Raw genomic sequence first — 25,024 nt, 5'->3', positions numbered from 1 at the left:
AAGTCAAATCTTGGTTCGAGCACTCGTTTTAGCCAAGCTGCCGATTTCGAATCGACTCCACAAAATCGGCAATCAATCTTGCATCCTGTAGAGCATGGTGAGGAAAGACCAGGTCGGTCATCTGTGCCTGATCTGCATAGGCGATCGAACTAGATATCACTCCTTTTGGCAACCCGTCTGGACCTGCCAATCGAACTAACAACGCCCAATCCCATTGTGGCGCATCACTGATGATTTCAAGACCATCGAACTGACTTAGCCAATGCTGTAGCTCGTCCGCAGCTCGCGACTGCGTTCTTCCATACTTATCAAGGTCGAGGAGGGGAAGCACGACCTTTTGAACGAAGTTGGAGCAATCACTAAGGATCCAGCCGTCTTCTATTTCAACGTAAAATTCTGGGCCATTGGGAACGACCAATGCGAGGCTAATGAGCTCATAGTAGGGATCAAGGGAGGTGAATTCGCAATCCAGATATGCTCTTTGCATCTTAGCCACACCAAAATCGCAGGATCCGAGTCGAGGAGTTTCTCCCACATGTAGATCATTGCGAAAGGGATAATTTTCATGGATTTTCCGGCTAACTGCCAAAAGAGGGAATGTATGGATATTCCACTAAAAACTTAAAAAACCAATTAAATCAGTTGCCTATCGTGCACGAAACTAGCGGAATTTCTTCCCCCCGCACGAATTTTCCACTGAACTGATCAAAATTTACGGCCGTGGAGCTTTGAAGATTACCTTATGTAGAACAATGAGTTAACGATAGGTGCGAATATCGAAAATTCCATTATTTACAAAAACCTGACTGCAAGGAGAGTCATATCCGTTTGATTTTACGAAGATTTGTTACTGGAAAACCGTTTTCCATTTAACTGCAGATCCTTACATCAGCATTGGAGGGTATGGATTGCGGGTTTACGGTTTGGGGGTGGACAGGGTTGGTTTGGTGGATAAGCCAGATACAACATTTAACATAATATACATTATGCGTAATATCGTATTGCGCATTCAGGGGCAGTGCCCGTCAGATTTCAACAGGCAAAACCCCTGTCTTGCTCAAACCTGAGCAAAGCCTCCATCGACAAACATTTCACTGCCCGTCATGAAGCTGCTCTCATCCGACGCCAGGAACAACGCGGCGGCTGCGACTTCTTCAGGCTTGCCGATACGACCCAACGGAACCTGCGCCGTCATGTCATCAATGATTGCTTCCTTTTGTCCCGTGCCTGACAGCGCCAGGTCCAGGCCTGGTGTCGAGATCGGGCCTGGTGACAGCACGTTGATGCGAATGCCGGTGCCTTTCAGATCGAGCGCCCAGCTTCTGGCGAAGTTACGCAGCGCAGCCTTGGTGGCGCTGTACACGCTGAAGGCCGGTGTGCCCATGGTGCCGGTGGTTGAACCGGTCAGGATCACTGAGCTGCCAGCGGGCATCAGTGGCAACGCGTTTTGCACGGTGAACAGCGTGCCTTTGACGTTGATGCCGAATGTCCGGTCAAACGATTCCTCGGTGATCGATCCGATCGGCTGGAAATCCCCCAGGCCCGCATTGGCGAACAGCACGTCAACTCGGCCCTTGTCGGCTTTGACTTGAGTGAAAATGCGCGCCAGGTCGTCCAGGTTGGAAATGTCACCCTGGATGGCGATGGCTTCATGGCCAATCAGGTGAAGCGCCTTGTCCAGTTCATCCTGGCGACGTCCTACAATCACGACTTGCGCGCCTTCAGCTGCGAAGCGAATGGCGGTTGCCAGGCCAATGCCGCTGTTGCCGCCGGTAACCACTGCAATTTTCCCGTTGAGCCTGCTCATGGTGAGCTCCAATGAATAAGGTTGAGGCCCAACTGTAGATCTGCGCTATTCTTTTGAATAGTATGCACCTTTTAGTAAGTATCCCCTCGGAGCCTTCATCATCATGGCGAACAACTCATTCAACTGTGGCCTGGAAGCTGCATTGGCGGTGATTGGCGGCAAATGGAAACCCCTGGTTCTGTTCAACCTGGCGCAGAATGTTCATCGATATGGCGAATTAAAACGCGCGATTGGCGGCGTGACTGACAAGGTATTGATCCAGCAACTCAAGGAGTTGGAGCGCGACGAGATCATTGCTCGTGTGGACTTTCACGAGATACCGCCGAAGGTCGAGTACTCCCTCACGCCCTTCGGCCATTCCTTGGCCACGGCGCTGGGCGCGTTGTGCCAATGGGGTACGCAGCATATGCAAGCGGTTGAGCGCATCGCCGAACGACGCACGTCTGCCCTCTCCGGGGCGTGAGCCCCCTGCCCTGGTATCCAACTCAACTAAATGACTATTTAGTTGAGTTAAATCAATACGTTATAGCCTGAATCGGTCGACCGACTGCGACAGCTTGCCTGCCAAGCTGGACAATTCGTCCGTCGTCGACGCTGTCTGGCCGATTACGCGACTGTTACTTTCCGACATCTGCGCAATCATCTCCACCTGATGGGCAATCTCATTGCTGGCCAGGCTCTGCTCCCCGATGGTTCGGGAGATATCGTTGACCATCTCGGTGGTATTCAAGGTGGCCTGGAGAATCTCACGAATTGACCGCTCCACGTCGGCGGTCACTGCCATGCCCTTATCGACCTGCGCAACGCCCTCCTCCATGCTGGTGACGGCTTCCCGTGTGCTTTGCTGGATACGCCCTACCATGCTGGCAATTTCCTGGGTCGAGGCACTGGTGCGCCCGGCGAGGTTGCGTACTTCATCGGCAACCACGGCAAAACCGCGTCCCTGCTCACCGGCACGGGCGGCCTCGATCGCGGCATTCAGGGCGAGCAAATTGGTCTGGTCGGCGATTCCCTTGATCACCTGGATAATGCTGAAAATGGCCTCGGACTCTTTGTCCAGCGTGCGGATGACCTGGGCGGACTGTTGCGCGGATCGGGCAATGCCGTCCATGTCGCTGACCACCTGATGAATCACCCGGCCACCGTCCTTGGCCAGTGTTTCAGCCTGGTTGGCCATGGCCAATGCTCGCTCGGCATGCCGAGTGATTTCCTCGATGCTCGTGGTCATTTCACTCGCGGCAGCGGCCATGGTGCTTGCCGCCGCGCTTTGTTGCTGGCTGCTGCCAGCCACTTCGTGACAGCCGTGGCTCAGTTGCTCGCTCGTGGTATTGACGCTATGGGCGTTGCTGCGCACCACGTCGATCATGCCGCGCAAATCCCGTTGCATGGTGGCCAGGCTGCGAATCAATGCACTGGCTTCATCCTTGCGGACGGGTTCGACAATCGGTTCGCTCAAGTTGCCATGGGCAATGCTGTCGGCAATCCGGCTGGCCGTTTGCAGCGGCGCCATGATGCTGAGGATGACCCAGCGGCCCTGGGCCAACAGCAGCAACAGGCTGGCGATCAACACCACGCCAAGGGTGAAGTTGGCGGCGCTGATGCTCTGCCGAGTGCCGACACTGGCCTGCTGGGTGTTGTTTTCGATCAGTTCACTGAGCGTCGCCATCTGGTCTTCGAGCTGGCTGAAGGCGGCGTTGAACGTGCCCAGTTCGCCCCGGGCGGCGTCGGGGTCCTCCAGCGCCAGGGCGACGATGCGCTCGCCGGTACTTATATAGTTTTCCAGGCTGGGTTTGATTTTTTCCAGGTTTGCCTTGAGCGTGTTGTCCAGTGGCAGCTTGAGGTTATCGGCCAGCACTTGGCGAAAATGCTCGGCATGCTCCTTGAGCGAATCGCTGACCTGCGCCTTCGTGCTGGTACTTTTACCCAGGCCCACCAGCATGGCCGACAGCACATCCGCGCGCAGGGCGTCGTGCATCATGTCGGCTTCCATATGGTTGCGCAGCGCCGTCATGCTGAGCTCGCTGTCCTGCACGGCATCGGCCATCCGGGTATTTCCCAGGTAGCCGGCCAGGCTCATGATCAGGGCCGTAAGCAATCCGGTCGCAATCAACAGCATCAAGCGAAGTTTGATCGTCATGCTGATATCCCCGTGCCTGGTCATCCGGTTGGGAAGCCAACCGCAGAAGCCTCGCTGTTGATGTTATCGGCCACAATCGCTTGTTATTGAAGCCTAAGTTTGCGGATCTGCACGGATCCCTTAAGCTGTCCGGCCCTCGCACTGCCCGGAACTGCCCATGTCTCGAAGCATCGCCCACCTCGCCCTTCTCCTGGGCTTGATCACTGCAGTCGGCCCCTTCGCCATCGATATTTACCTGCCAGCCTTGCCGACCCTGGGCGCAAGCCTGCATGCCTCGCCAGCACTGGTGCAGATGAGCCTCACTGTATTTTTCGTCATCGTTGGCGTGTGCCAGCTGTTCTACGGGCCGATCAGTGACGTGTTCGGGCGCAAGCCACCGATTTATGCAGGCCTGGTGATTTTTGCCGTGGCGAGTGTCGGGTGTGCGCTGGCGCCGACCATCGAAACACTGATCGCCTTTCGTGCCTTGCAGGCGTTTGGTGCGTGCGCGGGCATGGTGATTCCGCGGGCCATCGTGCGTGACCTGTACACCGGGCATGAAGCGGCGAAACTCATGGCGTTGCTGATGCTGGTGATGAGCGTCTCGCCGATCCTCGCGCCGCTCGCCGGCAGCCTGGTGATCTCGTGGTGGAGCTGGCGCGAAGTGTTTGCCGTGCTGGCCGTCGTTGCCGTGGCGTGCCTGGTAATGACCATCGTGCAACTGCCCGAGACCCATCCGGCCGAACGTCGATTGGGCAAGACCCTGGGCAATGCGTTCAGCAGCTACGGCGCGTTGTTGCGCGACCCGGTCTTTATCGGTTTGTCGGTGGTGTGTGGTTTTGGCCTGGCGACCTTCTTCGTGTTCATCGGCAGCGCACCGTTCGTGTACATCGAGTATTACGGCCTGACGCCCACCCAGTTCAGCTTGGGTTTTGCCCTGAATGCTGCCTCGTTTTTCGCCATGAGCCAGCTGACCGCGCGCCTCACTGCACGCTTTGGCCTGGCACCGTTGATCCGCTGGTCGGTGGTTGCCGTGGCTGCGGTCATGACCGCGCTGGCGGCCACCACGCTGTGGGTTGATAGCCTGGCCTTGACGATGACGCTGCTGTTCGTCGGCTTCGGCTTTCTCGGCCTGCTGCTGCCGGCAGCGGGTGTGTTGTCATTAGAGGATCATGGCGCGGTGGCCGGTTCTGCCTCGGCCTTGCTCGGGGCGATCCAGATGATCACGGCGGCCGTGTCGATGACGTTGGTCGGTGTGTTCGCCGACCACACACCCGCGCCGATGCTAGTGGGTATCGCACTGTGCGCCATCGCGGCAATGCTCACCACCCTGTGGACGCTGCGCCGCCTGCCGACCCACTTGGCGAGCGCCCCGCCCTCCTCCTGACCGCAGCCCTGAGGGTGGGTCTCCACCCCCCCCCTCACCGCCTCCAATGCCAAGGGTCGACTACCGCGCAGCCGATCCGCCAGGCCCAGGGCACCGGTGGCGAATAGCGTGTGTGCATCCGCTTGAAGCAACCACTCGTCGGGCTTGAGTGGCATCCACTACAACTATCGTCCGGCGCAAAACTACTAATCCCATAGCACCTTTGGAAACCTATGGAGATTGAGATGACTGACTACCCCCGCCCACCCTTCGCGCCGCAAGCCCAGAACGTGCCGGGTTCGCAGAAGAAAATGGACCCCTACCCGGATTGCGGCGAGCAGAGCTACAAGGGCTCCGGCCGCCTCGCCAACAAGATCGCGCTGATCACCGGCGCCGACAGTGGCATCGGTCGCGCCGTTGCGATCGCTTTTGCGCGCGAAGGCGCGGATGTGGCTATCGCTTATCTGGATGAACATGAGGACGCCAAGGAAACCGCACGCTGGGTCGAGGAAGCCGGGCGCCAATGCCTGTTGCTGCCCGGTGACATTGCGCAGAAAAGCGTGTGCCAGGCGCTGGTAGACAAAACCGTCGAGCAATTTGGCCGCATTGATGTGCTCGTGAACAACGCCGCCTTCCAGATGACTCATGAAACCCTCGAGGAAATCGAGGACGAGGAATGGGTGAAGACCTTCGATATCAACATCACAGCGATGTTTCGCATCTGCAAGGCAGCCCTGCCCCACATGAAGGCCGGCAGTTCGATCATCAATACCAGCTCGGTGAACTCCGACATGCCCAAGCCGACCCTGCTGGCGTATGCCGCTACCAAAGGCGCGATCGCCAACTTTACCGGTGGCCTGGCGCAGTTGCTGGGTAGCAAAGGTATCCGAGTCAACAGCGTGGCCCCCGGGCCGATCTGGACGCCGTTGATCGTGGCGACCATGACCGATGAAGACGTGAAAAGCTTCGGCAGCGAAACCCCGCTGGGCCGCCCGGGCCAGCCGGTGGAGGTGGCGCCGATCTATGTGCTGTTGGCCTCGGATGAAGCCAGTTATATCTCTGGGTCGCGTTATGCGGTGACGGGCGGCAAGCCTATCCTCTAACCCCTGCCCAATACACCTGTGGGAGCTGGCTTGCCTGCGATTGCATCACCTCGGTACAACAGCAATTGCGAGGTGTGCGCATCGCGGGCAAGCCCGGCTCCCACAGGGGATCCCATTCACCTGACCCTACAGATCAAACCGATCCACCGCCCGCCGCCGCTCGTTGTCGTCCCGCACGTCATAGCTGGCGGTGGTCTGGATATTGGTGTGGTGCGCCAGCTTCTGCGCAATCGACAGGTCATGCTCCTCGATCACCCGTGTAATGAACGAGCGGCGGAAGTCATGGGGCATGATCTTCACCCCCACCTGTTCACCGCGCTGGCGAGCGATGTAGTAAATCGCATGCTTGGTGATGCGCTCGCGGGTGATGTGGCTCCCGCGACGGATGCGGTTGAACAGGAAGCTGTCATCCTGCTCGCCTTCCTTGAGGTGTTCGCGTCGGAACGCCAGCCACGCCTGTAACTTGGCGAACGCCCAGTCCGGCGCGTACTTGATCAGCTCTTTGTTGCCCTTGCCGATGACTCGCAGGCTGCGCGCCTGGAAATCAATCTGCGCCAGGTCGAGGTTGACCGATTCCGACTTGCGCATGCCGGAGCCATACAGAATGCCGATCACCGCGGCATCTCGCAGGCCCTGGGGGCGCGGGTCGGCGGCGCAGACTTCCATCATTTCGCGGATCAAGCTGCGCCGCAGGTTGCGGCCCTGGCCCAGGCGCGTACCCGGCGCAGCCTTGACGGTGCGCATGCGCAGCAGGTGCTCCTGGTCGATCAGGTTCAGGCGCCAGGCTTCATTCATCACCCCACGCACCGCATTGACGTATAACGAAGAGGTATTCGGCGCATAGCCGTCCTCTCGCAAGGCGGCGACCAGGGCAATGACGTGCTCGGGTTGCAGCAGGTGCCAGTCGATGTCTTCAAGGCTCATGTCCTCGAAGCCCAGGCGGTCGGCCGCATCTTGCAGCACGTAGCGCAGGGTGAGTTGGCTGGAAGGTGCCAGGCGGGTGAGGTAGAGGGTCAGCGGGTTGCGAATAGACTCAGTCAAGGTAGATCAGCCTTTGGATTAAATAACTCGAACAAGCCTTTGTTTAATCGAGCTATTTAGTGAATTGGCGAAGGCCGAGTCTAACCCAGGCGCAGCCCTCGCACAAAATCACGGCGCCGTGTCATCTTCGTCGGTGGGCTCCTGTGGCTGGACCTGGGTCTGGCTCCATTCGCTGTCCTGCTTCTGCATCAGTGCGAACCAGTGTTGACGCATGAACGCCAGGTACTCTTGCGGCGCCTTGGCGAAGTCCTTCTCGTCGCTATAACACCCTGGCAATGGCAGCTCGGTGCCTTGCTCCTTGTACTGGCTGACCAGCGCCTGCTGCCCGGCCACGCTGCAATCCTTGGGCAACGGCATGCCACGCAAGGCGCCCGCTTCTTCGTCCCACCAGGCCGCGCCGACACGGTCGACCCCGCGCAAACGGTACTTCTGCGACTTGCCCACATGCATGATCAGTTTGAATTCATTGGGGCTCACGTCACTGGTGCAGGTGCGCGAATAGCCCACGGTGGCCTGGGTGATGCCATCGCCGGCGAGGTCGGTGACCTTGGTGGCCGTCCTGTCGAAGCGCAGGGCGGCGTCGAACTCGCAATGCTGCACATCGTCGTAGAGCATCCACACGCGTTTGGGGCGGTTGCCGTCGATCAGGTATTGGGCCGCGTACACGAACGCCGACTGGGTGCCGTCGTCGTCACGCTCGCTGACCTGCTCGGCGAGCACCAGCAGGTTCTTGCCTTGTTTATCGTCCCAGGTATAGGCGGCGATCTGCTTGCCGCGCACCTCCACGCCGTCCGGCACCTGGTCGATGCTGGTGAGCGCCACTGCGTCATCGGCCTGCACTGTCGTGACCCACGTCACGCTCATCAACAACCCCATCAACGATCCCATCAACGCAGGCCGCAACTGGCCGCGTAAAAGCTGCACGCTATTCATCCGATCACCCTGGCAAGAGACGGCTTACTTTACCGGCACTTGGGGTGCATTGCAGAGAAGATTCTTCACTAAAATTCGATCACTGAACGCACACGGGCAGTTGAACCAAACGGGCTACAAACAATTCTTATTTAGCCTCCCGATTAAAGCCCGCGGCCCCTTAGTTGCTTAGCTGAACCCTAGCTGTCTACCTGTCAAATAAACGAGTTTTTCATCCGGCTTTCATATCTGTTCCACATTTTTACGCTTAATCTTGAACACAGAACTTCATAGCAAGCCGCGCTATATCGTCTAACCTCTTGATTATGCTCCACCTTTGGCGCCAACTTTTAATCTGCGGCCTGGACTTTCGCCCAATGATTGCTGCTGTTTTCACGCTCCAAGTTGCTCTAACCCCGAGGTCATGAATCTTTGAAACCCTACCCTATTCATTGCGTGTCGATCGTTATCCCGGTCTACAACGAACAAGAGAGCCTGCCTGAATTGCTGCGTCGTACCACTGCAGCCTGCAAGCAACTGGCCTACGAATACGAAATCATCCTGGTGGATGACGGTAGCCGCGACAATTCGGCCCAACTGCTGGAAGACGCCGCCTCAGAGGACGGCAGCAACGTGGTGGCGGTGATCCTCAACCGTAACTACGGCCAGCATGCGGCGATCATGGCCGGTTTCGAGCAGTGCCGGGGCGAAGTGGTGATCACCCTCGACGCCGACCTGCAAAACCCGCCCGAAGAAATCCCGCGCCTGGTCGAACAAGCCGCCCTGGGCTACGACGTGGTTGCCACCGTGCGCAACAACCGCCAGGACTCGGCCTTTCGCCGCTGGCCTTCGCGCCTGATCAACCTGGCCGTGCAGCGTTCCACCGGCGTGGCCATGACCGACTACGGCTGCATGCTGCGCGCCTATCGCCGCACCATCGTCGACGCAATGCTCGCCTGCCGCGAACGCAGCACTTTCATCCCGATCCTGGCCAACGGTTTTGCCCGTCATACCACCGAGATCCTGGTGCACCACGCCGAGCGCGAGCATGGCGAATCCAAGTACAGCGCCATGCGCCTGATCAGCCTGATGTTCGACTTGCTGACGTGCATGACCACTACCCCGCTACGCCTGTTGTCCATCGTCGGCTTCAGCCTGGCGGCGCTGGGCATGCTGTTTGCGTTTGCGTTGATCGTCATGCGCCTGGCCTTCGGTGCCGAATGGGCCGGCGATGGCCTGTTCGTACTGTTCGCGGTGCTGTTCGTGTTCACCGGCGGGCAGTTCATCGGCATGGGCCTGCTGGGTGAATACCTGGGCCGCATGTACAGCGATGTGCGCGCCCGCCCGCGCTTCTTTATCGAAAAAGTGCTGCGCAACCAACCGGCAGCACCGGCTCCCGTGGTCGTCGTCGACGGCCTGGTGTCCTCCCATACCTCTACTTCTGCTGATCAGGTCCAATCATGAGTTCAAAAGCTGTTGTATTCGCGTACCACGATATTGGTTGTGCAGGCATCGAAGCGCTGCTCGATACGGGTTACGAAATTGCTGCTGTGTTCACCCATGCCGATGACCCGAAGGAAAACAACTTCTACGGTTCCGTGGCCCAGTTGTGCGCGCGCAACGGTATTGCGGTGCACGCCCCGGAAGACGCCAACCACCCGTTGTGGATCGAGCGCATCGCCAAGCTGAACCCGGACTACCTCTTCTCCTTCTACTACCGCAACCTGCTGAGCGAGCCGCTGCTGGCCACCGCGCGCAAAGGGGCGTTCAACCTGCACGGCTCGTTGCTGCCTAAATACCGCGGCCGTGCTCCGGCCAACTGGGTGCTGGTCAACGGCGAAACCGAAACCGGCGTGACCCTGCACCGCATGGTCAAGCGTGCGGATGCCGGCGCGATCCTGGCCCAACAGAAAGTCATCATCGAGCGCAGCGACACCGGTCTGACCCTGCATGCCAAACTGCGTGACGCCGCCAGCAACCTGCTGCGCGACGCCCTGCCGCAACTGGCCCAGGGCAAGCTGGAAGAAACCGCCCAGGATGAAAGCCAGGCCACCTATTTCGGTCGCCGCACCGCCGCCGACGGCAAACTGGAGTGGAAAAAACCGGCTGAAGAACTGTTCAACCTGGTCCGCGCCGTGACCCAACCCTACCCGGGTGCTTTCTGTGCGGTGGGCGAGCACAAGCTGATCGTGTGGCAGGCTGAAGTGGTCAAAGGCAACGAAGGCCTGGCACCGGGCCGTGTGATTAGCGTCAACCCGCTGCGCATTGCCTGCGGCGTGGACTCCCTGGTGATCAAGTTCGGCCAGCGCAACGACAACGGCCTGTACCTGGCCGGCCCTTCACTGGCCAACGAACTGGGCCTGGTCGACGGTTCCGTGCTGCGCGGTGCCGAGTCCGGCCGCAAGCCGCGCCGTACCCGCGTGCTGATCCTGGGCGTGAACGGCTTTATCGGTAACCACCTGTCCGAGCGCCTGCTGCGTGACGACCGCTACGAAGTCTACGGCCTGGACATCGGCTCCGACGCCATCGAGCGCCTGCGCAGCCACCCGAACTTCCATTACGTCGAAGGCGACATCAGCATCCACACCGAGTGGATCGAGTACCACATCAAGAAGTGCGACGTGGTCCTGCCGCTGGTGGCCATCGCCACGCCGATCGAATACACCCGCAACCCGCTGCGTGTGTTCGAACTGGACTTCGAAGAGAACCTCAAGCTGGTGCGCTACTGCGTCAAGTACAACAAGCGCGTGATCTTCCCATCGACTTCCGAAGTCTATGGCATGTGCCAGGATCAATACTTCGACGAAGACACCTCCAACCTGGTGGTCGGCCCGGTCAACAAGCAGCGCTGGATCTACTCGGTCTCCAAGCAACTGCTGGACCGCGTGATCTGGGCCTACGGCGCCAAGGGCCTGAACTTCACCCTGTTCCGTCCCTTCAACTGGATGGGCCCACGCCTGGACCGCCTGGATTCGGCACGTATCGGCAGCTCCCGTGCGATCACCCAGCTGATCCTCAACCTGGTGGAAGGCACGCCGATCCGCCTGTTCGACGGTGGCGAGCAAAAGCGTTGCTTCACCGATATCGCCGACGGCATCGAAGCCCTGGCGCGCATCATCGATAACGACAACGACGCGTGCAACGGCCAGATCATCAACATCGGCAACCCGGAAAACGAAGCCAGCATCCGCCAGTTGGGCGAAGAATTGCTGCGCCAGTTCGAAGCCCACCCGCTGCGCGCCAACTTCCCGCCGTTCGCCGGCTTCCGCGACGTGGAAAGCAAAGCGTTCTATGGCACCGGTTACCAGGACGTGGCGCACCGCAAGCCAAGCATCGAAAACGCCAAGCGCCTGCTGAACTGGGAGCCGACCGTGGAGATGAGCGAAACCATCGGCAACACGCTGGACTTCTTCCTGCGTGAAGCGATGCTCGAAATCGCGGACAAAAAGTAATGGAGGCAGGTCTTCGCATCGACGTCGACACCTACCGTGGCACCCGTGAAGGTGTGCCGCGGTTGCTCGAAACCCTGGACGAAGCCGGGGTCAAAGCGACGTTCTTCTTCAGTGTCGGGCCGGACAACATGGGGCGCCACTTGTGGCGCCTGATCCGCCCGCAGTTCCTGTGGAAGATGCTGCGTTCCAATGCCGCCGGCCTGTATGGCTGGGACATCCTGCTGGCCGGCACCGCCTGGCCGGGCAAGCCGATTGGCCGTGACCTGGGGCACCTGATGCGCCAGGCCAGGGCGGCCGGGCATGAAGTCGGCCTGCATGCCTGGGATCACCACGGCTGGCAAGCCAATACCGGGCGCTGGAGCGAGGCTCAACTGGTCGAGCAGATCGGCCGTGGGGTCGACACCCTGAGCGACATCCTTGGCGAACGTGTCGACTGTTCAGCGGCCGCCGGTTGGCGCGCCGATGAGCGCGTGGTGCATGCCAAGCAAGGTTTCAACTTTCGCTACAACAGCGATTGCCGGGGCACCAGCCTGTTTCGTCCTATCCTGGCCGATGGCAGCGCGGGCACCCCACAAATTCCGGTAGACCTGCCAACCTTCGACGAAGTCGTCGGGCCGGTGGTGGCTGCCAAAGACTTCAACGGGTTCATCCTCGACCGCTTTGCCGAGTCGAAGCTCAACGTCTATACGATCCACGCAGAAGTAGAAGGGATTCTGATGGCCAATGATTTTCGCCAATTGCTCGCCCAGGCAGGGCAGCGTGGCATCGACTTCAAGCCCCTGGGCGACCTGTTGCCCGCCGACCTGACCACCCTGCCCCAGCAACAACTGGTGCGCGGCGCCTTGCCCGGCCGTGAAGGTTGGCTCGGAGTGCAGCAGGCATGATCCGCCGTTGGGCCCTGCCCCTGCTCCTGTTGGCATTTGGCGTGTTTTACCTGCTGCCGCTGGCCACTCACGGCCTGTGGATTCCAGACGAAACCCGTTATGCGCAGATCAGCCAGGAAATGCTGCTGACAGGCAAGTGGGCCTCGCCGCACTTCATGGGTATTCGCTACTTCGAGAAGCCCGCCGCGGGCTACTGGATGATCGCGCTGGGCCAGGCGATCTTCGGGCAGAACCTGTTCGGCGTGCGGTTTGCGTCGGCGCTGAGCACCGGCCTGAGCATCCTGCTGGTGTATGCGGTCAGCCGCCGCTTGTGGAATGACCCGCGCAAGCGCCTGGTCAGTACCGTGCTCTACATGAGTTTTGCCAGCGTCGCGGCCCTGGGCGGTTATGCCAACCTCGATCCGCAGTTCACCTTCTGGGTGAACCTGACCGGCGTGGCCCTGTGGTTTTGCTTTGACAGCACCACGCGCAGCGCTCGCCTGGGGGCCTGGGCATTGCTGGGCCTGGCCTGTGGCATGGGTTTCATGACCAAGGGCTTCCTGGCCTGGTTGCTGCCGGTGCTGATCGCCCTGCCCTACGCGATCTGGCAGAAGCGTTTACGTGAGCTGTTGGGCTACGGCCTGGTTGCCGTGGCGGTCGCGATTGCGGTCAGCTTGCCGTGGGCGCTGGCGGTTCATCTGCAAGAGCCCGACTACTGGAACTTCTTCTTCTGGCACGAGCATATCCAACGCTTTGCCGGCGACGACGCCCAGCACGCCGAACCGTTCTGGTATTACCTGCCGTTGCTGGTCGCGTTCAGCCTGCCGTGGGTGGCCCTGTTGCCGTCTACCTTCAAACAGGCGTGGCGCGACAAGCGCAACGTAAAAATCGGCTTTGTATTGCTGTGGCTGTTGATGCCGCTGGCGTTTTTCAGCTTGGCCAAGGGCAAGCTGCCCTCCTACATCATGCCGTGCCTGCTGCCCCTGGCCCTCCTGATGGGCAACACCCTGGCCGACAAACTGGCCGAGGGCCGCTACCGGGCATTGCGTATCAACGGCTGGCTGAACCTCGTCATTGGCGTAGTGGTGCTGCTGGCGTTGAGCTGGTTCCAACTCAAGAAGCCGGTGTACGAACACGGTCAGGAAACCCTCAGCCTGGTGCTGGTGTTCACCTTCCTGTTCGGCTGGATCCTGGTCAACCTGTTGCAGGCCGCACAGCCGTTGCGCCTCTGGGCAGCGCCGGTGCTCGGCAGTTGGCTCATGGTGGCGTTGTTGCCGGCGGCGTTGCCGCATTCGGTGGTCTACAACAAGACTCCTGACCAGTTCATCATCGACCACCTGGCGGAACTGCGCCCCGCCACTGCCTTGCTGAGCAATGACCTGGGGGCGGCATCGGCGCTGTCGTGGCGCCTGGCGCGTCCTGACGTGACGCTCTACAACACCATCGGCGAAGTCAAATACGGTCTCGCCTATCCCGATGCCGGCCATCACAAGGTGGATATCACCCAGGTCCAGCAGTGGATGAGCCAGGCGCGGCAAAAAGGCCCGGTCGGCGTGGTGATGCGCGTCAAGGGCGACGATGAGCGTGCCGAAGTCGCGTTGCTGCCCACCGACGGCCAGCGCTATGAACAAGGCAATATCGTGATCCTGATCTTCCCGCAGGTGACGCCATGATCACCTTGCTGTTGTTACTGAGTGCCTGCCTGCTGACCTGCATGGGCCAGGTCTCGCAGAAATTTGCCGTGGAAAGCTGGCGCGACCTGCCTGACGGCTGGGCGCTGAAGCTGCGTTCGCCGTGGTTGTGGTCGGCGCTGGTGTGCCTGGGCCTGGGCCTATTGGTGTGGCTGCTGGTGCTGCAACGCCTTGAAGTGGGCATTGCCTACCCCATGCTCAGCCTGAATTTTGTGCTGGTCACCCTGGTGGCGCGGTTTGTCTTCCGTGAGCCCGTCGACGGCCGTCATTGGCTGGGTGTGGCGCTGGTGATCGGCGGTGTCGTGCTGCTGGGGCGCCACGTATGAGCCGGGTCCAAGGCTTTGCCCTGGCCCTGGGCAGCGTCGGCCTGGTCAGTGTCGCCCAACTGGGCATGCGCTGGAGCATGACACGCCTGCCGCTGCCCAACGAATGGCTGGACGCGTTCACCCACAACAGCATCGACCTGGGCGCCCTCGGTGTAGTGACCCTGGCGATCCTGGCCTATGCGCTGTCGATGCTCTGCTGGCTCGGCGCGCTGAAGCACTTGCCGCTGGGTCGCGCTTATTCGTTGTTGAGCATCAGCTACGCCCTGGTGTACTTGCTGGCGGCCAGCCTGCCGGTGTTCAACGAACATTTCTCCGTTTCAAAAACCCTGGGGGTGGCGCTTGTCATCCTCGGTGTGCTGATCATCAACTCTCGTCGTGCTAGCGCTACAACTTCCAGGAATGCCCCATGAAAATCAGTGTATTTGGTAGTGGTTACGTCGGTCTGGTACAGGCCACCGTATTAGCCGAAGTCGGTCACGATGTCATCTGCATGGACGTCGACCAGAACAAGGTCAGGCTGCTGCAGCAAGGCCACGTGAGCATTTTCGAGCCGGGGCTGGCGGCCATGGTGAAGGAGAATCTGGAGAGTGGGCGCCTGCATTTCACCTTTGACGAGCAGTTGGCCGTTGAACACGGCGAAGTGCTGTTTATCGCCGTAGGGACGCCTTCGGATGAAGACGGTTCGGCTGACCTCAAGTACGTGCTGTCGGTGGGCGATGCGGTCGCTCGCCACCGTAAGCAGCCGGTGATCCTCGTGGAGAAATCCACCGTGCCCGTCGGCACCGGCGACACCCTGCGCGCCCATATCGAAAGAGCCCTGCACCTGGCCGGCCGGCACCTGGAGTTCGATATCGTCTCCAACCCGGAATTCCTCAAGGAAGGCTCGGCCGTTGCCGACTGCCGCCGCCCGGACCGCATTATCATCGGCTGCGAGCGTGAAGAGGTGCGCGACGTGATGCGCGACCTGTACGCGCCCTTCAACCGCAACCATGACCGCATCATCTTCATGGACCTGCGCAGCGCCGAGCTGACCAAATACGCCGCCAACTGCATGCTCGCCACCAAGATCAGCTTTATCAACCAGATCGCCGAGCTGGCTGAACACCTGGGGGCGGATATCGAAGCCGTGCGCCTGGGCATCGGCGCCGACTCGCGCATCGGTTACCACTTTATCTACCCCGGCTGCGGCTACGGCGGTTCGTGCTTCCCCAAGGACATGCGCGCCCTGATCCACAGCGCCAAGCAGGCCAACTGCTCCAGCGACCTGCTTGAAGCGGTGGAAGCCATCAACCAGCGCCAGAAAAGCAAGCTGTTCGAACGCATCAATGCGTTCTTCCACGGCAACCTGCGCGGCAAGACCTTTGCCCTGTGGGGCCTGGCGTTCAAGCCCAACACCGATGACATGCGTGATGCGCCCAGCCGTGTGCTGATGGAAGCCCTGTGGGCCGCGGGTGCCAACGTGCGCGCCTTCGACCCGGAAGCCATGCAGGAAACCCAGCGCATCTATGGCGATGATCCACGGCTGATGCTGATGGGCACGCCGGAATCCACCCTGGGCGGCGCCGATGCGCTGATCGTCTGCACGGAATGGCAGCAGTTCAAGGCACCGGACTTCGACCTGATCCACCAGCGCCTGAAAACCCCGGTGATCTTTGACGGTCGTAACCTTTACGACGGTGAGCGCCTGGCGCGCAAAGGCTTCCACTACTACCCGATCGGCCGTGGCGACTCCTGCCAGTTGCCAATTCCCCAGCAGCAGTGGGTAGCTCACGTGGCAGAACAGGTCGTGGAAGCCTGATACGTGAACAAAGTCCAACCGCCCCTGTTAACGCCAACGATTCGCCGCCAATCCCTCGGGCTGGGGTTGCTGGCGCTGTTGCTGTTCATCGCCGGCAGCTGGCACCAGGCGATCATTGGCTTCGACTCACGCTTCGTGCTGTTCGCCCAGGAAATGCTGCGCCATGGGCCGGGCTTCTTTCCCACCACCTATGGGCAGCCCTACGCGGATTACCTGGCGACATCCACGGTGCTGACCTGGCTGCTGTCATTGCCCCTGGGTCAGGTCACCAGTCTCACGGCCTGGCTGCCCACGGCGATGGCATCGGCGTCGATCGTGGTCCTGGTGTATCGGCTCACGGCGCCCTACTCCCCGCGCTGGGGCCTGCTGAGCATTGCGATGCTGTTGCTGAGCAGTAGCTTTATCAGCGAAACCCGTGCGGTGTCCCTCGACCAGATGCTGGCCGCCATCGCGCTGGCCGTGTTCTACCTGGGTTATGCCCATGACCATTTCGGGGTGGGCAAACGCCTGCACTGGCTTTACCTGCTATTGATCGTCGGTTTTGCGATCCGTGGGCCCATTGGCCTGGTGGTGCCTACCGGCGTGCTGTGCAGCTATTACCTGATCAACCGGCAATGGCGCCAGCTGTTGAGCTTCGGCTTACTGGCACTGGCGTTGCTGGTGGCGTGTGTTGGCCTGCTGTTGCTGATGGCCAAGCTGAGCGGCGGAGAGAGCTTCATGCAGGACGTGATCCGCATGCAGTTCCTTGGCCGGATGGATGGCAGCGAAGGCTCCAGCGGCGTGCTGTATTACTTCACCAGTTCCCTGGGCAACTACGCCATGGCTTATCCGATGGCACTGTTGGTGCTGCTGGCGATGGTGGTCAGCGGGCGACGTGCACCGGGGCCCGCGTTGCAGTTGGTGTGGTACTGCGCGGCCGCAGGTTTGCTGGTCATGGTTGGCCTTTCGATTCCCCAGGCAAAAAAGGCGCGCTATGTGTTGCCCATGTTGCCGATGGCCGCGATCATCGCAGCGTACCCGTTCCAGGTGGTGCACGGGCGGTTCTTTGCCTGGCTGCGTGGGCTGATACTGGGTATCTGGACGGTGTTGCCGGGGCTATTGATCGCCGGATTACTGCTGGCACGTCCGCGCTATCCGGAACAATTGAGCCATCTCGGCGCGGTGTTCGCGCTGCTGGGTGCACTGCAGGCCCTGGCACTGTTGACGCTGTTCAAAGCACGCCTGCGCCCGGGCGGGCCCGCCGTGGCAGCCGTACTGGCCGTATGGGCGACCTTTATCCTGGTGGTCGAGCCGCTGGAGCGCAGTGTCTATGACACCCGCACCTTTACCCTGCAGGTGCATGAGCACGTGATGCAACAACGCGCGCCGGTGGTTTTGCACGGCCTGGGCAAAGACGCCAAGGCGATCAAATACATGGTCAACCTCGACTGTGACCAGGTGCCATTGTTTACCCAGCAAGCGGCTGACCTGAAGCCGATTCAAGGTCCCGCCTGGCTGGTCATGAGCGAAGCGGACTACGAAGCCTTGCAAGACCCGCGCTTTCGCGCCATCACCCCAACCCTGGCCGGTGAGTTCGACCGCAACCCTTATGTGCTGCTGCACCTGACCAAGCCCGCGCAACCCTGACGACGGCCCCAGCACAGAAAACTCCTACATAGCTTTGCGTAATAGCTGGTGCCATTTCTCTTCCCGGCGTCCAAAACCCGGCTGTAAACTCGCCCAGCTGGTGCGGTATTCATTCACCGCCACAGGTCATGGATTACAACAAGGATGTTGGAGGAGAACGCCGTGCCAGAGGATGTTTCGCTTGATCGCCCTGCTTTCTCGGCCCGTGCCGACGTGTATCTGGGCTACGTGCCCATGCCGTCGCTGGACCGACTGATGGGGTTGCGCGACATCCTGGTGGCATTGAAGGGCCCGCTCGCCAGTGAGCCAGGGCTACGGGAAAACCTGCAAAGACGCGTTATGGATGAAGAATTCCATAATCGCGTGCTCGGCAGGCTGTGCTGTTCGGTTTCGGTTTAGTCCCTTTATAGTTCATTATTTTTGCACTCAAGCCTCATTAATATGCATTGGCAGCCTGTTACGCAGGTCGGCACACTGCAGGGGTTCCTTCCCCCAAATGTTGGAACGTTCAAAGGGCTTCTCCGGGCAACCAGACAAGCCTTTTTTTTGCCCGCTGTTAACGGATTCTCCTTCAATGCTCGCTCGCTGGTTCCCCGCTGCTATCAACACCCGCCCCTCCGAATGGAGCCGTGCCGCGATCGGCATGGCCCTGGGTACCCTGTTCAGTGTCTGGCTCTGTTCCCAAGTGTTCGGCATGGAGGTGGCCCTGCACCTGCTCGGCCCCCTAGGCGCTTCGGCAGTGTTGTTGTTTGCGGTGTCGTCGGGAGCGTTGGCGCAGCCCTGGTCGATCATCGGCAGCTACCTGTGTGCCGGGGTCGTGGCGTTGCTGGTGGCCCGCGTCCTTGGGCCTTCCTTGAGCGGCGCCTGCCTCGCGGCGGGGATGACGGTGATACTGATGTGTTGGCTGCGGTGCCTGCATCCGCCGGCAGGTGGCCTGGCCATGACGCTGGTGTTGGCCGACCCTGCGTCCGCCGCCCTGGGGTGGTATGAATTGGGCGCAGTGCTGCTCGGTGCGGGTGCCCTGTTGAGTTGTGCACTGGCTTACAACAATGCCACTCGCACGCGTTATCCGAAGGGGGCTGCTGAAGCACCGGCGATTATCGTGACCCACCCTGACGCGGGGCCAGACCCTGCAATCACGGCAGCTGATTTGAAGCTGGCGCTCGCCGAAATGGAGCAGTTCTACGACGTGGAACCCACGGAGCTGGAGCAACTGATCCATGCCGCGCAAACTCACGCCAAGCGGCGTAGCATTGGTGAAGTGCTGGCAAGCCGGGTTGCCTGAGCCCCTCTTTTACTCCCTGCATAAATGCAAAAACGACCTGCATGATTCCGGGTTGTACTGGGCAAATTTGCACTGGTACGATCATGAGATGGTTCGTCCCCGAACATCTTGATAAAGAACAATAAAAGCAGGGAGTTATCGATGACTGCTCAGGTTTCAACCGAGGCAAGCCACGCAGAAACACTTCAGGACGAAGTCCTCGCCGAGGTCCGCAACCATATCGGCCACCTCACCCTCAACCGCCCCGCTGGCTTGAATGCCATTACCCTGCAGATGGTGCGCAGCCTGGCGTCCCAGCTGCAGGCATGGGCGGATGATCCGCAGGTGTATGCCGTGGTCCTGCGCGGGGCTGGCGAAAAAGCCTTTTGTGCCGGCGGCGATATCCGGTCGCTGTACGACAGCTTCAAGAACGGCGACACCCTGCACCAGGATTTTTTCGTCGAGGAATACGCACTGGACCTGGCCATCCACCATTACCGTAAACCGGTTGTGGCACTGATGGACGGGTTTGTCCTGGGCGGCGGCATGGGGCTGGTACAAGGCGCGGATTTGCGCGTGGTGACCGAGCGCAGTCGCCTGGCGATGCCGGAAGTGGCCATCGGTTACTTCCCCGATGTGGGCGGCAGTTATTTCCTGCCGCGTATTCCCGGTGAGCTTGGGATTTACCTGGGGGTCACCGGGGTGCAGATCCGGGCCGCCGATGCCCTGTATTGCGGGCTGGCCGACTGGTACCTCGACAGCACCAGGCTCGCCGACCTCGATCAGAAGCTCGATCGCCTGCAATGGCACGACGCGCCGCTCAAGGACCTGCAAGGCGTGCTCGCCAAGCTGGCGGTACAACAATTGCCCGATGCGCCGCTGGCGGCCTTGCGCCCTGCGATCGACCACTTTTTCGCGTTGCCGGATGTACCAAGCATCGTCGAGCAACTGCAGCAAGTCACTGTGGCCGACAGCCATGAATGGGCGCTGACCACCGCCCGCCTGATGCAGACGCGCTCGCCCCTGGCCATGGCCGTTACCCTGGAGATGTTACGCCGCGGCCGCCGCCTGCCCCTGGAGCAGTGTTTTGCCCTGGAGTTGCACCTGGACCGTCAATGGTTCGAACGCGGTGACCTGATCGAAGGTGTCCGCGCGCTGATTATCGATAAGGACAAGAGCCCGCGCTGGAACCCGCCGACCCTGCATGGGCTGGCCCTCAGCCACGTGGAGAGCTTTTTTCATCACTTCGAGAAGGTTGCGAACTAAGCCATGCAAGACATTGAATATACTGAAGAACAGGTAATGATCCGTGACATGGCACGTGACTTCGCCCGTGGTGAAATCGCGCCCTACGCACAAGCTTGGGAGAAGGCCGGCTGGATCGACGACGCCCTGGTGGCGAAGATGGGCGAGCTGGGCCTGCTGGGCATGGTGGTGCCGGAAGAATGGGGTGGCACGTATGTCGATTACGTCGCCTACGCCCTCGCCGTGGAGGAAATTTCTGCCGGTGACGGTGCGACTGGCGCCCTGATGAGTATCCATAATTCAGTGGGTTGCGGTCCAATCCTCAACTACGGCTCCGATGAGCAGAAACAAACCTGGCTGGCAGATCTTGCCAGCGGCCAAGCCATCGGCTGCTTTTGCCTGACCGAACCCCAGGCCGGGTCCGAAGCGCACAACTTGCGCACACGCGCCGAACTGCGGGACGGCCAGTGGGTGATCAATGGCGCCAAGCAATTCGTCAGCAATGGCAAGCGCGCCAAGCTGGCCATCGTGTTTGCCGTCACCGACCCTGATCTGGGCAAGAAAGGCATCTCCGCGTTCCTGGTGCCCACGGCAACGCCGGGGTTTGTGGTCGATCGCACCGAGCACAAAATGGGCATTCGCGCCTCGGACACCTGCGCTGTCACCCTCGACCAATGCACGGTGCCCGAAGCCAACCTGCTCGGTGAGCGTGGCAAGGGCCTGGCGATCGCCCTGTCCAACCTGGAAGGCGGGCGCATTGGCATTGCCGCCCAGGCATTGGGCATCGCCCGTGCAGCGTTTGAGGCTGCGTTGGTGTATGCCCGTGATCGTGTGCAGTTCAACAAGGCGATCATTGAGCACCAGGCCGTGGCCAATCTGCTGGCCGACATGCAAACCCAACTCAATGCCGCGCGCTTGCTGATCCTGCACGCTGCGCGACTGCGCAGCGCCGGCAAGCCGTGCTTGTCGGAGGCGTCCCAGGCCAAGCTATTTGCCTCGGAAATGGCGGAGAAGGTCTGCTCGTCAGCGATGCAGATTCACGGCGGGTACGGGTACCTGGAGGATTACCCGGTGGAGCGTTACTACCGGGATGCGCGGATCACGCAGATTTACGAAGGGACCAGCGAAATTCAGCGGATGGTGATTGCCAGGGAATTGAAGAACTACCCGCTGTGACCGACACACCACCCAACCCCTGCGGGAACTGACTTGCCTGCGATGCAGACGCCTCGGTTTATTCTTGTACCGAGGTGGTGCAATCGCGGGCAAGCCAGCGCCGGCAATGATTTGCGGCGCTGGAAGGTGGGTTATTTGTCTTTGAAATCCGGTGCACGCTTGGCCACGAATGCGGCCATGCCTTCCTTTTGATCCTGTGTTGCAAACGCGGCATGGAACACCCGGCGCTCAAAACGCACGCCTTCCGACAGGCTCACTTCAAATGCACGGTTCACGCTTTCCTTGACCATCATGCTGATCGGCACCGACTTGCCCGCGATCAGGGTGGCGACTTTCAGTGCTTCTTCCAGCAACTCATCGGCCGGCACAATGCGCGCCACGATCCCACAGCGTTCGGCTTCCACGGCGTCGATAAAGCGCCCGGTCAGGCACATTTCCATAGCTTTGGCCTTGCCCACCGCACGTGTCAGGCGCTGGGTGCCGCCCATGCCTGGCAGTACGCCGAGGTTGATTTCGGGTTGGCCGAACTTGGCGGTGTCGCCGGCGAGAATGAAGTCGCACATCAAGGCCAGTTCACACCCCCCCCCGAGAGCGAAGCCGTTGACGGCGGCGATGATCGGCTTGCGGCGGTTGGCCACGCGGTCGCTGTCGCTGAACAGGTCGTCAAGGTAGATCTGCGGGTAAGTCAGCTCGGCCATTTCCTTGATGTCGGCGCCGGCGGCGAAGGCTTTTTTCGAGCCAGTCAGCACAATGCAGCCGATTTCAGGATTGGCTTCCAGGCTGTCCAATGCCTGGTTCAGCTCGCTGACCAGCTGCGCATTCAGGGCGTTCAGGGCTTGCGGGCGATTGAGGGTAATCAGCCCGACGCGGCCCTGGACGTCGAGCAAAATGGTTTCGTAACTCATGTATCGGCTCCTTAGAGGTTGCGTGAGATGACCATGCGCTGGATATCGCTGGTGCCTTCGTAAATCTGGCAGACCCGCACGTCGCGGTAGATCCGCTCCAGGGGGAAGTCGTTCAGGTAACCGTAACCGCCCAGGGTTTGCAAGGCGGCCGAACAGACTTTCTCGGCCATTTCCGACGCAAACAGCTTGGCCATCGAGGCTTCCACCAACGCCGGCTTGCCGCTGTCGCGCAGGGCGGCGGCGTAATGCACCATTTGCCGGGCTACCGCGATCTGGGTCGCCATGTCTGCCAGGCGAAACGCTACGGCCTGGTGTTCGATAAGCGGCTTGCCGAAGCTTTCGCGCTCACGGGCATAGTCGCGGGCCGCTTCAAAGGCTGCGCGGGCCATGCCCACCGATTGCGAGGCGATGCCCACGCGCCCCCCTTCGAGGTTGGCCAAGGCAATCTTGTAGCCTTCGCCCTCCTCCCCGAGCCGATTGGCGACCGGCACCTTCACGTCTTCGAACAGCAACTGGCAGGTATCGGACGCATGCTGGCCGAGTTTGTCTTCGACCCGTGCCACGCTGTAGCCCGGCGAGTCGGTGGGCACGATAAACGCGGTGATCCCGCGTTTGCCCGCAGCCGGGTCGGTCACGGCAAACACAATCACTACCCCGGCATTCTGGCCGGAGGTGATGAACTGCTTGCAGCCGTTCAGGACGTAATGGTCGCCTTCCAGGCGCGCCCGGGTCTTCAGGCTGCTGGCATCGGAGCCCGCCTGCGGTTCGGTGAGCGCAAAGGCGCCAAGCATGGCGCCGCTGGCCAGGGGCTTGAGGAATTGCTCTTTCTGGTGGTCGTTACCGAACTTGAGAATCGGCACGCAACCCACCGAGTTATGCACGCTCATGATCGTCGAGCACGCACCGTCCCCCGCGGCGATTTCTTCCAGGGCCATGGCGTAGGCCAGGTAACCGGTATCGCAACCGCCCCACTGTTCCGGCACCAGCATGCCGAAAAAGCCCAGCTCGGCCATTTCACCGATGGCCTCCTTGGGGAAGCGGTGCTCGCGGTCCCATTCGGCGGCAAAGGGTTTCAGCCGTTCCTGGGCAAACTGCCGGGCGGCGTCGCTGATTTGCAGTTGTTCGTCATTGGGCAGCATCTGGACTCCTTAATACAGGCATTCGACGGCCATCGCCGTGGCTTCGCCACCGCCGATGCAAATCGCGGCGACCCCACGCTTGAGACCTTTCTGGCGCAGGGCCGAGAGCAGGGTCACCAGGATCCGTGCACCGGATGCACCGATCGGATGGCCCAGGGCGCAGGCGCCGCCATGAATATTGACCTTGGCGTGGGGGATCTCCAGCTTGCTCATGGTGACCAGGCTGACCACGGCAAAGGCTTCGTTGATCTCGAACAGATCGACCGCGTCCAGGCTCCAGCCGGTCTTGGTCATCAGCTTGCGGATCGCCCCCACCGGCGCCACGGGAAACAGCCCCGGTTCATCGGCAAATGCCGCATGGCCATGGATAACCGCCAAGGGCTTGAGGCCGCGCTTGTGCGCCTCGGACTGACGCATCAGCAACAAGGCCGCTGCCCCATCGGAAATCGAGCTGGAGTTGGCCGCCGTCACGGTGCCGCCTTCACGGAAAGCCGGTTTCAGGCTGCCAATCTTGTCGATCTTGGCCTTGGGCGGCTGTTCATCATGCAAGATGGTTTTCTGTTCTTTGCCCACGGTGACCTGCACCGGGACGATTTCAGCGGCGAAGCTGCCATGGGTAATGGCTTCTTGCGCACGGGTCAGCGAAGCGATGGCGAACGCGTCCTGGGCCTCGCGGGTAAAGCCGTTATGCAGGGCACAGTCTTCGGCGAAGGTGCCCATCAGGCGGCCTTTGTCGTAGGCGTCTTCCAGGCCATCGAGGAACATGTGATCAAGCACCTTGCCGTGCCCCATGCGGTAGCCGCTACGCGCGCGGTCGAGCAGGTACGGCGCGTTGGACATGCTCTCCATGCCCCCGGCAATGACCACGTCGACGCTGCCGGCCAAAAGCGAGTCATGGGCCAGGATTGCCGCTTCCATGCCCGAGCCGCACATCTTGTTGAGGGTGGTGCAACGCGTGGCCTTGTCCAGCCCGGCGCCCAATGCAGCCTGACGCGCCGGTGCCTGGCCGAGGCCTGCGGGCAATACACAGCCAAACAGCACTTCATCCACGGCATCGGTGGCGATACTGGCACGCTCGACGGCGGCGCGAATCGCAGCGGAACCCAGCTGCGGCGCAGTCAGGCCCTTGAGGTCGCCCTGGAAGCCGCCCATGGGCGTGCGCACGGCGCTGACAATAACGATAGGGTCGGTCAT

General features: G+C 60.6%; 23 protein-coding genes and 1 pseudogene. 15 read left to right on the top strand and 9 right to left on the bottom strand.

Features of this window, described 5'->3' with window-relative positions; genetic code table 11:
* Positions 1 to 28: 28 nt before the first annotated feature.
* Together CQ002_RS07750 and CQ002_RS07745 are read right to left on the bottom strand one after the other, a co-directional pair.
* Positions 29 to 487 carry a hypothetical protein gene (locus tag CQ002_RS07750; RefSeq protein WP_105162284.1) on the bottom strand — a complete coding sequence of 153 codons (459 nt, stop codon included), beginning with the start codon at positions 485 to 487 and terminating at the stop codon, positions 29 to 31.
* Between the two features lie 570 nt (positions 488 to 1,057).
* Positions 1,058 to 1,807 (bottom strand): SDR family NAD(P)-dependent oxidoreductase, encoded by a 750-nt coding sequence (locus CQ002_RS07745; protein ID WP_034105276.1) that lies wholly within the window; start codon positions 1,805 to 1,807, stop codon positions 1,058 to 1,060.
* A 103-nt stretch (positions 1,808 to 1,910) separates the two neighbouring features.
* Between CQ002_RS07745 and CQ002_RS07740 the strand changes: the two genes are divergently transcribed.
* Complete coding sequence (locus tag CQ002_RS07740; RefSeq protein WP_034105273.1) at positions 1,911 to 2,270, top strand: helix-turn-helix domain-containing protein; 360 nt, start codon at positions 1,911 to 1,913, stop codon at positions 2,268 to 2,270.
* A 60-nt stretch (positions 2,271 to 2,330) separates the two neighbouring features.
* Here CQ002_RS07740 and CQ002_RS28775 read toward each other — a convergent pair whose 3' ends face one another.
* Both CQ002_RS28775 and CQ002_RS28770 read right to left on the bottom strand, forming a co-directional pair.
* Positions 2,331 to 3,056, bottom strand: coding sequence for a methyl-accepting chemotaxis protein (locus CQ002_RS28775; protein WP_371919446.1), 726 nt, complete (start codon positions 3,054 to 3,056; stop codon positions 2,331 to 2,333).
* A gap of 132 nt (positions 3,057 to 3,188) precedes the next feature.
* Positions 3,189 to 3,944: pseudogene (locus CQ002_RS28770) on the bottom strand (MCP four helix bundle domain-containing protein); the annotation flags it as partial.
* 157 nt (positions 3,945 to 4,101) lie between these two features.
* On the opposite strand from CQ002_RS28770, the gene CQ002_RS07730 reads away from it, so the two are divergent.
* Both CQ002_RS07730 and CQ002_RS07725 read left to right on the top strand, forming a co-directional pair.
* The gene (locus CQ002_RS07730) at positions 4,102 to 5,310 is read left to right on the top strand and encodes a multidrug effflux MFS transporter (protein ID WP_098466515.1); all 1,209 of its coding nucleotides are present in this window, start codon (positions 4,102 to 4,104) and stop codon (positions 5,308 to 5,310) included.
* 224 nt (positions 5,311 to 5,534) lie between these two features.
* Positions 5,535 to 6,392, top strand: a complete 858-nt coding sequence (locus CQ002_RS07725; protein WP_034105269.1) for an SDR family oxidoreductase — start codon at positions 5,535 to 5,537, stop codon at positions 6,390 to 6,392.
* Positions 6,393 to 6,518: 126 nt separating this feature from the next.
* Here CQ002_RS07725 and xerC read toward each other — a convergent pair whose 3' ends face one another.
* Positions 6,519 to 7,433, bottom strand: coding sequence for a tyrosine recombinase XerC (gene xerC / locus CQ002_RS07720; protein WP_034105267.1), 915 nt, complete (start codon positions 7,431 to 7,433; stop codon positions 6,519 to 6,521).
* A gap of 108 nt (positions 7,434 to 7,541) precedes the next feature.
* On the bottom strand, positions 7,542 to 8,366 hold the full coding sequence (locus tag CQ002_RS07715) for a M949_RS01915 family surface polysaccharide biosynthesis protein (RefSeq protein ID WP_034105265.1): 825 nt from the start codon (positions 8,364 to 8,366) through the stop codon (positions 7,542 to 7,544).
* Positions 8,367 to 8,777: 411 nt separating this feature from the next.
* Here CQ002_RS07715 and arnC point away from each other — a divergent pair, with 411 nt between their 5' ends.
* The 12 genes from arnC (at position 8,778) to CQ002_RS07655 (ending at position 21,786) form a co-directional block, all read left to right on the top strand.
* Positions 8,778 to 9,809: an undecaprenyl-phosphate 4-deoxy-4-formamido-L-arabinose transferase gene (gene arnC / locus CQ002_RS07710; protein WP_105162286.1), complete on the top strand. Its 1,032-nt coding sequence runs from the start codon at positions 8,778 to 8,780 to the stop codon at positions 9,807 to 9,809.
* Positions 9,806 to 11,797, top strand: coding sequence for a bifunctional UDP-4-amino-4-deoxy-L-arabinose formyltransferase/UDP-glucuronic acid oxidase ArnA (gene arnA / locus CQ002_RS07705; protein ID WP_034105261.1), 1,992 nt, complete (start codon positions 9,806 to 9,808; stop codon positions 11,795 to 11,797). Before arnC ends, arnA begins: the two co-directional genes overlap by 4 nt.
* Positions 11,797 to 12,681, top strand: coding sequence for a 4-deoxy-4-formamido-L-arabinose-phosphoundecaprenol deformylase (arnD, locus tag CQ002_RS07700; protein WP_105162287.1), 885 nt, complete (start codon positions 11,797 to 11,799; stop codon positions 12,679 to 12,681). The genes arnA and arnD overlap by 1 nt, the downstream gene beginning before the upstream one ends.
* The gene (gene arnT / locus CQ002_RS07695) at positions 12,678 to 14,333 is read left to right on the top strand and encodes a lipid IV(A) 4-amino-4-deoxy-L-arabinosyltransferase (protein ID WP_105162288.1); all 1,656 of its coding nucleotides are present in this window, start codon (positions 12,678 to 12,680) and stop codon (positions 14,331 to 14,333) included. Before arnD ends, arnT begins: the two co-directional genes overlap by 4 nt.
* Positions 14,330 to 14,677 carry a 4-amino-4-deoxy-L-arabinose-phosphoundecaprenol flippase subunit ArnE gene (arnE, locus tag CQ002_RS07690; protein WP_105162289.1) on the top strand — a complete coding sequence of 116 codons (348 nt, stop codon included), beginning with the start codon at positions 14,330 to 14,332 and terminating at the stop codon, positions 14,675 to 14,677. Before arnT ends, arnE begins: the two co-directional genes overlap by 4 nt.
* Positions 14,674 to 15,087, top strand: a complete 414-nt coding sequence (gene arnF / locus CQ002_RS07685) for a 4-amino-4-deoxy-L-arabinose-phosphoundecaprenol flippase subunit ArnF (RefSeq protein WP_069023808.1) — start codon at positions 14,674 to 14,676, stop codon at positions 15,085 to 15,087. Before arnE ends, arnF begins: the two co-directional genes overlap by 4 nt.
* On the top strand, positions 15,084 to 16,475 hold the full coding sequence (locus tag CQ002_RS07680; protein WP_034105251.1) for a UDP-glucose 6-dehydrogenase: 1,392 nt from the start codon (positions 15,084 to 15,086) through the stop codon (positions 16,473 to 16,475). Before arnF ends, CQ002_RS07680 begins: the two co-directional genes overlap by 4 nt.
* Before the next feature lie 3 nt (positions 16,476 to 16,478).
* Complete coding sequence (locus tag CQ002_RS07675; protein WP_105162290.1) at positions 16,479 to 18,101, top strand: glycosyltransferase family 39 protein; 1,623 nt, start codon at positions 16,479 to 16,481, stop codon at positions 18,099 to 18,101.
* A 144-nt stretch (positions 18,102 to 18,245) separates the two neighbouring features.
* Positions 18,246 to 18,500 carry a type VI secretion system contractile sheath small subunit gene (locus CQ002_RS28765; RefSeq protein ID WP_034105244.1) on the top strand — a complete coding sequence of 85 codons (255 nt, stop codon included), beginning with the start codon at positions 18,246 to 18,248 and terminating at the stop codon, positions 18,498 to 18,500.
* A 175-nt stretch (positions 18,501 to 18,675) separates the two neighbouring features.
* On the top strand, positions 18,676 to 19,386 hold the full coding sequence (locus CQ002_RS07665) for an HPP family protein (RefSeq protein WP_105162291.1): 711 nt from the start codon (positions 18,676 to 18,678) through the stop codon (positions 19,384 to 19,386).
* A gap of 141 nt (positions 19,387 to 19,527) precedes the next feature.
* Complete coding sequence (locus CQ002_RS07660; RefSeq protein ID WP_034105240.1) at positions 19,528 to 20,631, top strand: enoyl-CoA hydratase/isomerase family protein; 1,104 nt, start codon at positions 19,528 to 19,530, stop codon at positions 20,629 to 20,631.
* Between the two features lie 3 nt (positions 20,632 to 20,634).
* A complete protein-coding gene (locus CQ002_RS07655) occupies positions 20,635 to 21,786 on the top strand; it encodes an acyl-CoA dehydrogenase family protein (RefSeq protein ID WP_034105238.1) in 1,152 nt (383 codons plus the stop codon).
* 131 nt (positions 21,787 to 21,917) lie between these two features.
* Here the strand turns inward: CQ002_RS07655 and CQ002_RS07650 are convergent, their stop codons facing one another.
* Genes CQ002_RS07650 through CQ002_RS07640 form a run of 3 tightly spaced genes read right to left on the bottom strand, consistent with a single transcriptional unit; the run spans position 21,918 to position 25,024 of the window.
* On the bottom strand, positions 21,918 to 22,691 hold the full coding sequence (locus CQ002_RS07650) for an enoyl-CoA hydratase (protein ID WP_034105237.1): 774 nt from the start codon (positions 22,689 to 22,691) through the stop codon (positions 21,918 to 21,920).
* Positions 22,692 to 22,702: 11 nt separating this feature from the next.
* The gene (locus CQ002_RS07645) at positions 22,703 to 23,830 is read right to left on the bottom strand and encodes an acyl-CoA dehydrogenase (protein ID WP_034105235.1); all 1,128 of its coding nucleotides are present in this window, start codon (positions 23,828 to 23,830) and stop codon (positions 22,703 to 22,705) included.
* Positions 23,831 to 23,839: 9 nt separating this feature from the next.
* Complete coding sequence (locus CQ002_RS07640; protein WP_105162292.1) at positions 23,840 to 25,024, bottom strand: acetyl-CoA C-acyltransferase; 1,185 nt, start codon at positions 25,022 to 25,024, stop codon at positions 23,840 to 23,842.

It is taken from the genome of Pseudomonas sp. MYb13 (assembly GCF_002980075.1).
GTDB classification, from domain to species: Bacteria; Pseudomonadota; Gammaproteobacteria; order Pseudomonadales; family Pseudomonadaceae; genus Aquipseudomonas; species Aquipseudomonas lurida.
Note: the sequence above shows the minus strand (reverse complement) of the source record. Positions and strands in the feature narration are given on the sequence as shown.

Excerpts from the sequence above, each read along its gene's own strand:
- CQ002_RS07660 (WP_034105240.1), top strand. The coding sequence starts at position 19,528 with ATGACTGCTCAGGTTTCAACCGAGGCAAGCCACGCAGAAACACTTCAG.
- CQ002_RS07640 (WP_105162292.1), bottom strand. The coding sequence starts at position 25,024 with ATGACCGACCCTATCGTTATTGTCAGCGCCGTGCGCACGCCCATGGGC.
- CQ002_RS28775 (WP_371919446.1), bottom strand. The coding sequence starts at position 3,056 with ATGGCCGCTGCCGCGAGTGAAATGACCACGAGCATCGAGGAAATCACT.
- CQ002_RS07740 (WP_034105273.1), top strand. The coding sequence starts at position 1,911 with ATGGCGAACAACTCATTCAACTGTGGCCTGGAAGCTGCATTGGCGGTG.
- CQ002_RS07655 (WP_034105238.1), top strand. The coding sequence starts at position 20,635 with ATGCAAGACATTGAATATACTGAAGAACAGGTAATGATCCGTGACATG.
- CQ002_RS07730 (WP_098466515.1), top strand. The coding sequence starts at position 4,102 with ATGTCTCGAAGCATCGCCCACCTCGCCCTTCTCCTGGGCTTGATCACT.
- CQ002_RS28765 (WP_034105244.1), top strand. The coding sequence starts at position 18,246 with ATGTTGGAGGAGAACGCCGTGCCAGAGGATGTTTCGCTTGATCGCCCT.
- CQ002_RS07645 (WP_034105235.1), bottom strand. The coding sequence starts at position 23,830 with ATGCTGCCCAATGACGAACAACTGCAAATCAGCGACGCCGCCCGGCAG.
- CQ002_RS07725 (WP_034105269.1), top strand. The coding sequence starts at position 5,535 with ATGACTGACTACCCCCGCCCACCCTTCGCGCCGCAAGCCCAGAACGTG.
- CQ002_RS07715 (WP_034105265.1), bottom strand. The coding sequence starts at position 8,366 with ATGAATAGCGTGCAGCTTTTACGCGGCCAGTTGCGGCCTGCGTTGATG.
- arnF (WP_069023808.1), top strand. The coding sequence starts at position 14,674 with ATGAGCCGGGTCCAAGGCTTTGCCCTGGCCCTGGGCAGCGTCGGCCTG.
- CQ002_RS07650 (WP_034105237.1), bottom strand. The coding sequence starts at position 22,691 with ATGAGTTACGAAACCATTTTGCTCGACGTCCAGGGCCGCGTCGGGCTG.
- arnD (WP_105162287.1), top strand. The coding sequence starts at position 11,797 with ATGGAGGCAGGTCTTCGCATCGACGTCGACACCTACCGTGGCACCCGT.
- CQ002_RS07680 (WP_034105251.1), top strand. The coding sequence starts at position 15,084 with ATGAAAATCAGTGTATTTGGTAGTGGTTACGTCGGTCTGGTACAGGCC.
- arnA (WP_034105261.1), top strand. The coding sequence starts at position 9,806 with ATGAGTTCAAAAGCTGTTGTATTCGCGTACCACGATATTGGTTGTGCA.
- arnT (WP_105162288.1), top strand. The coding sequence starts at position 12,678 with ATGATCCGCCGTTGGGCCCTGCCCCTGCTCCTGTTGGCATTTGGCGTG.
- CQ002_RS07750 (WP_105162284.1), bottom strand. The coding sequence starts at position 487 with ATGCAAAGAGCATATCTGGATTGCGAATTCACCTCCCTTGATCCCTAC.
- CQ002_RS07745 (WP_034105276.1), bottom strand. The coding sequence starts at position 1,807 with ATGAGCAGGCTCAACGGGAAAATTGCAGTGGTTACCGGCGGCAACAGC.
- CQ002_RS07665 (WP_105162291.1), top strand. The coding sequence starts at position 18,676 with ATGCTCGCTCGCTGGTTCCCCGCTGCTATCAACACCCGCCCCTCCGAA.
- arnE (WP_105162289.1), top strand. The coding sequence starts at position 14,330 with ATGATCACCTTGCTGTTGTTACTGAGTGCCTGCCTGCTGACCTGCATG.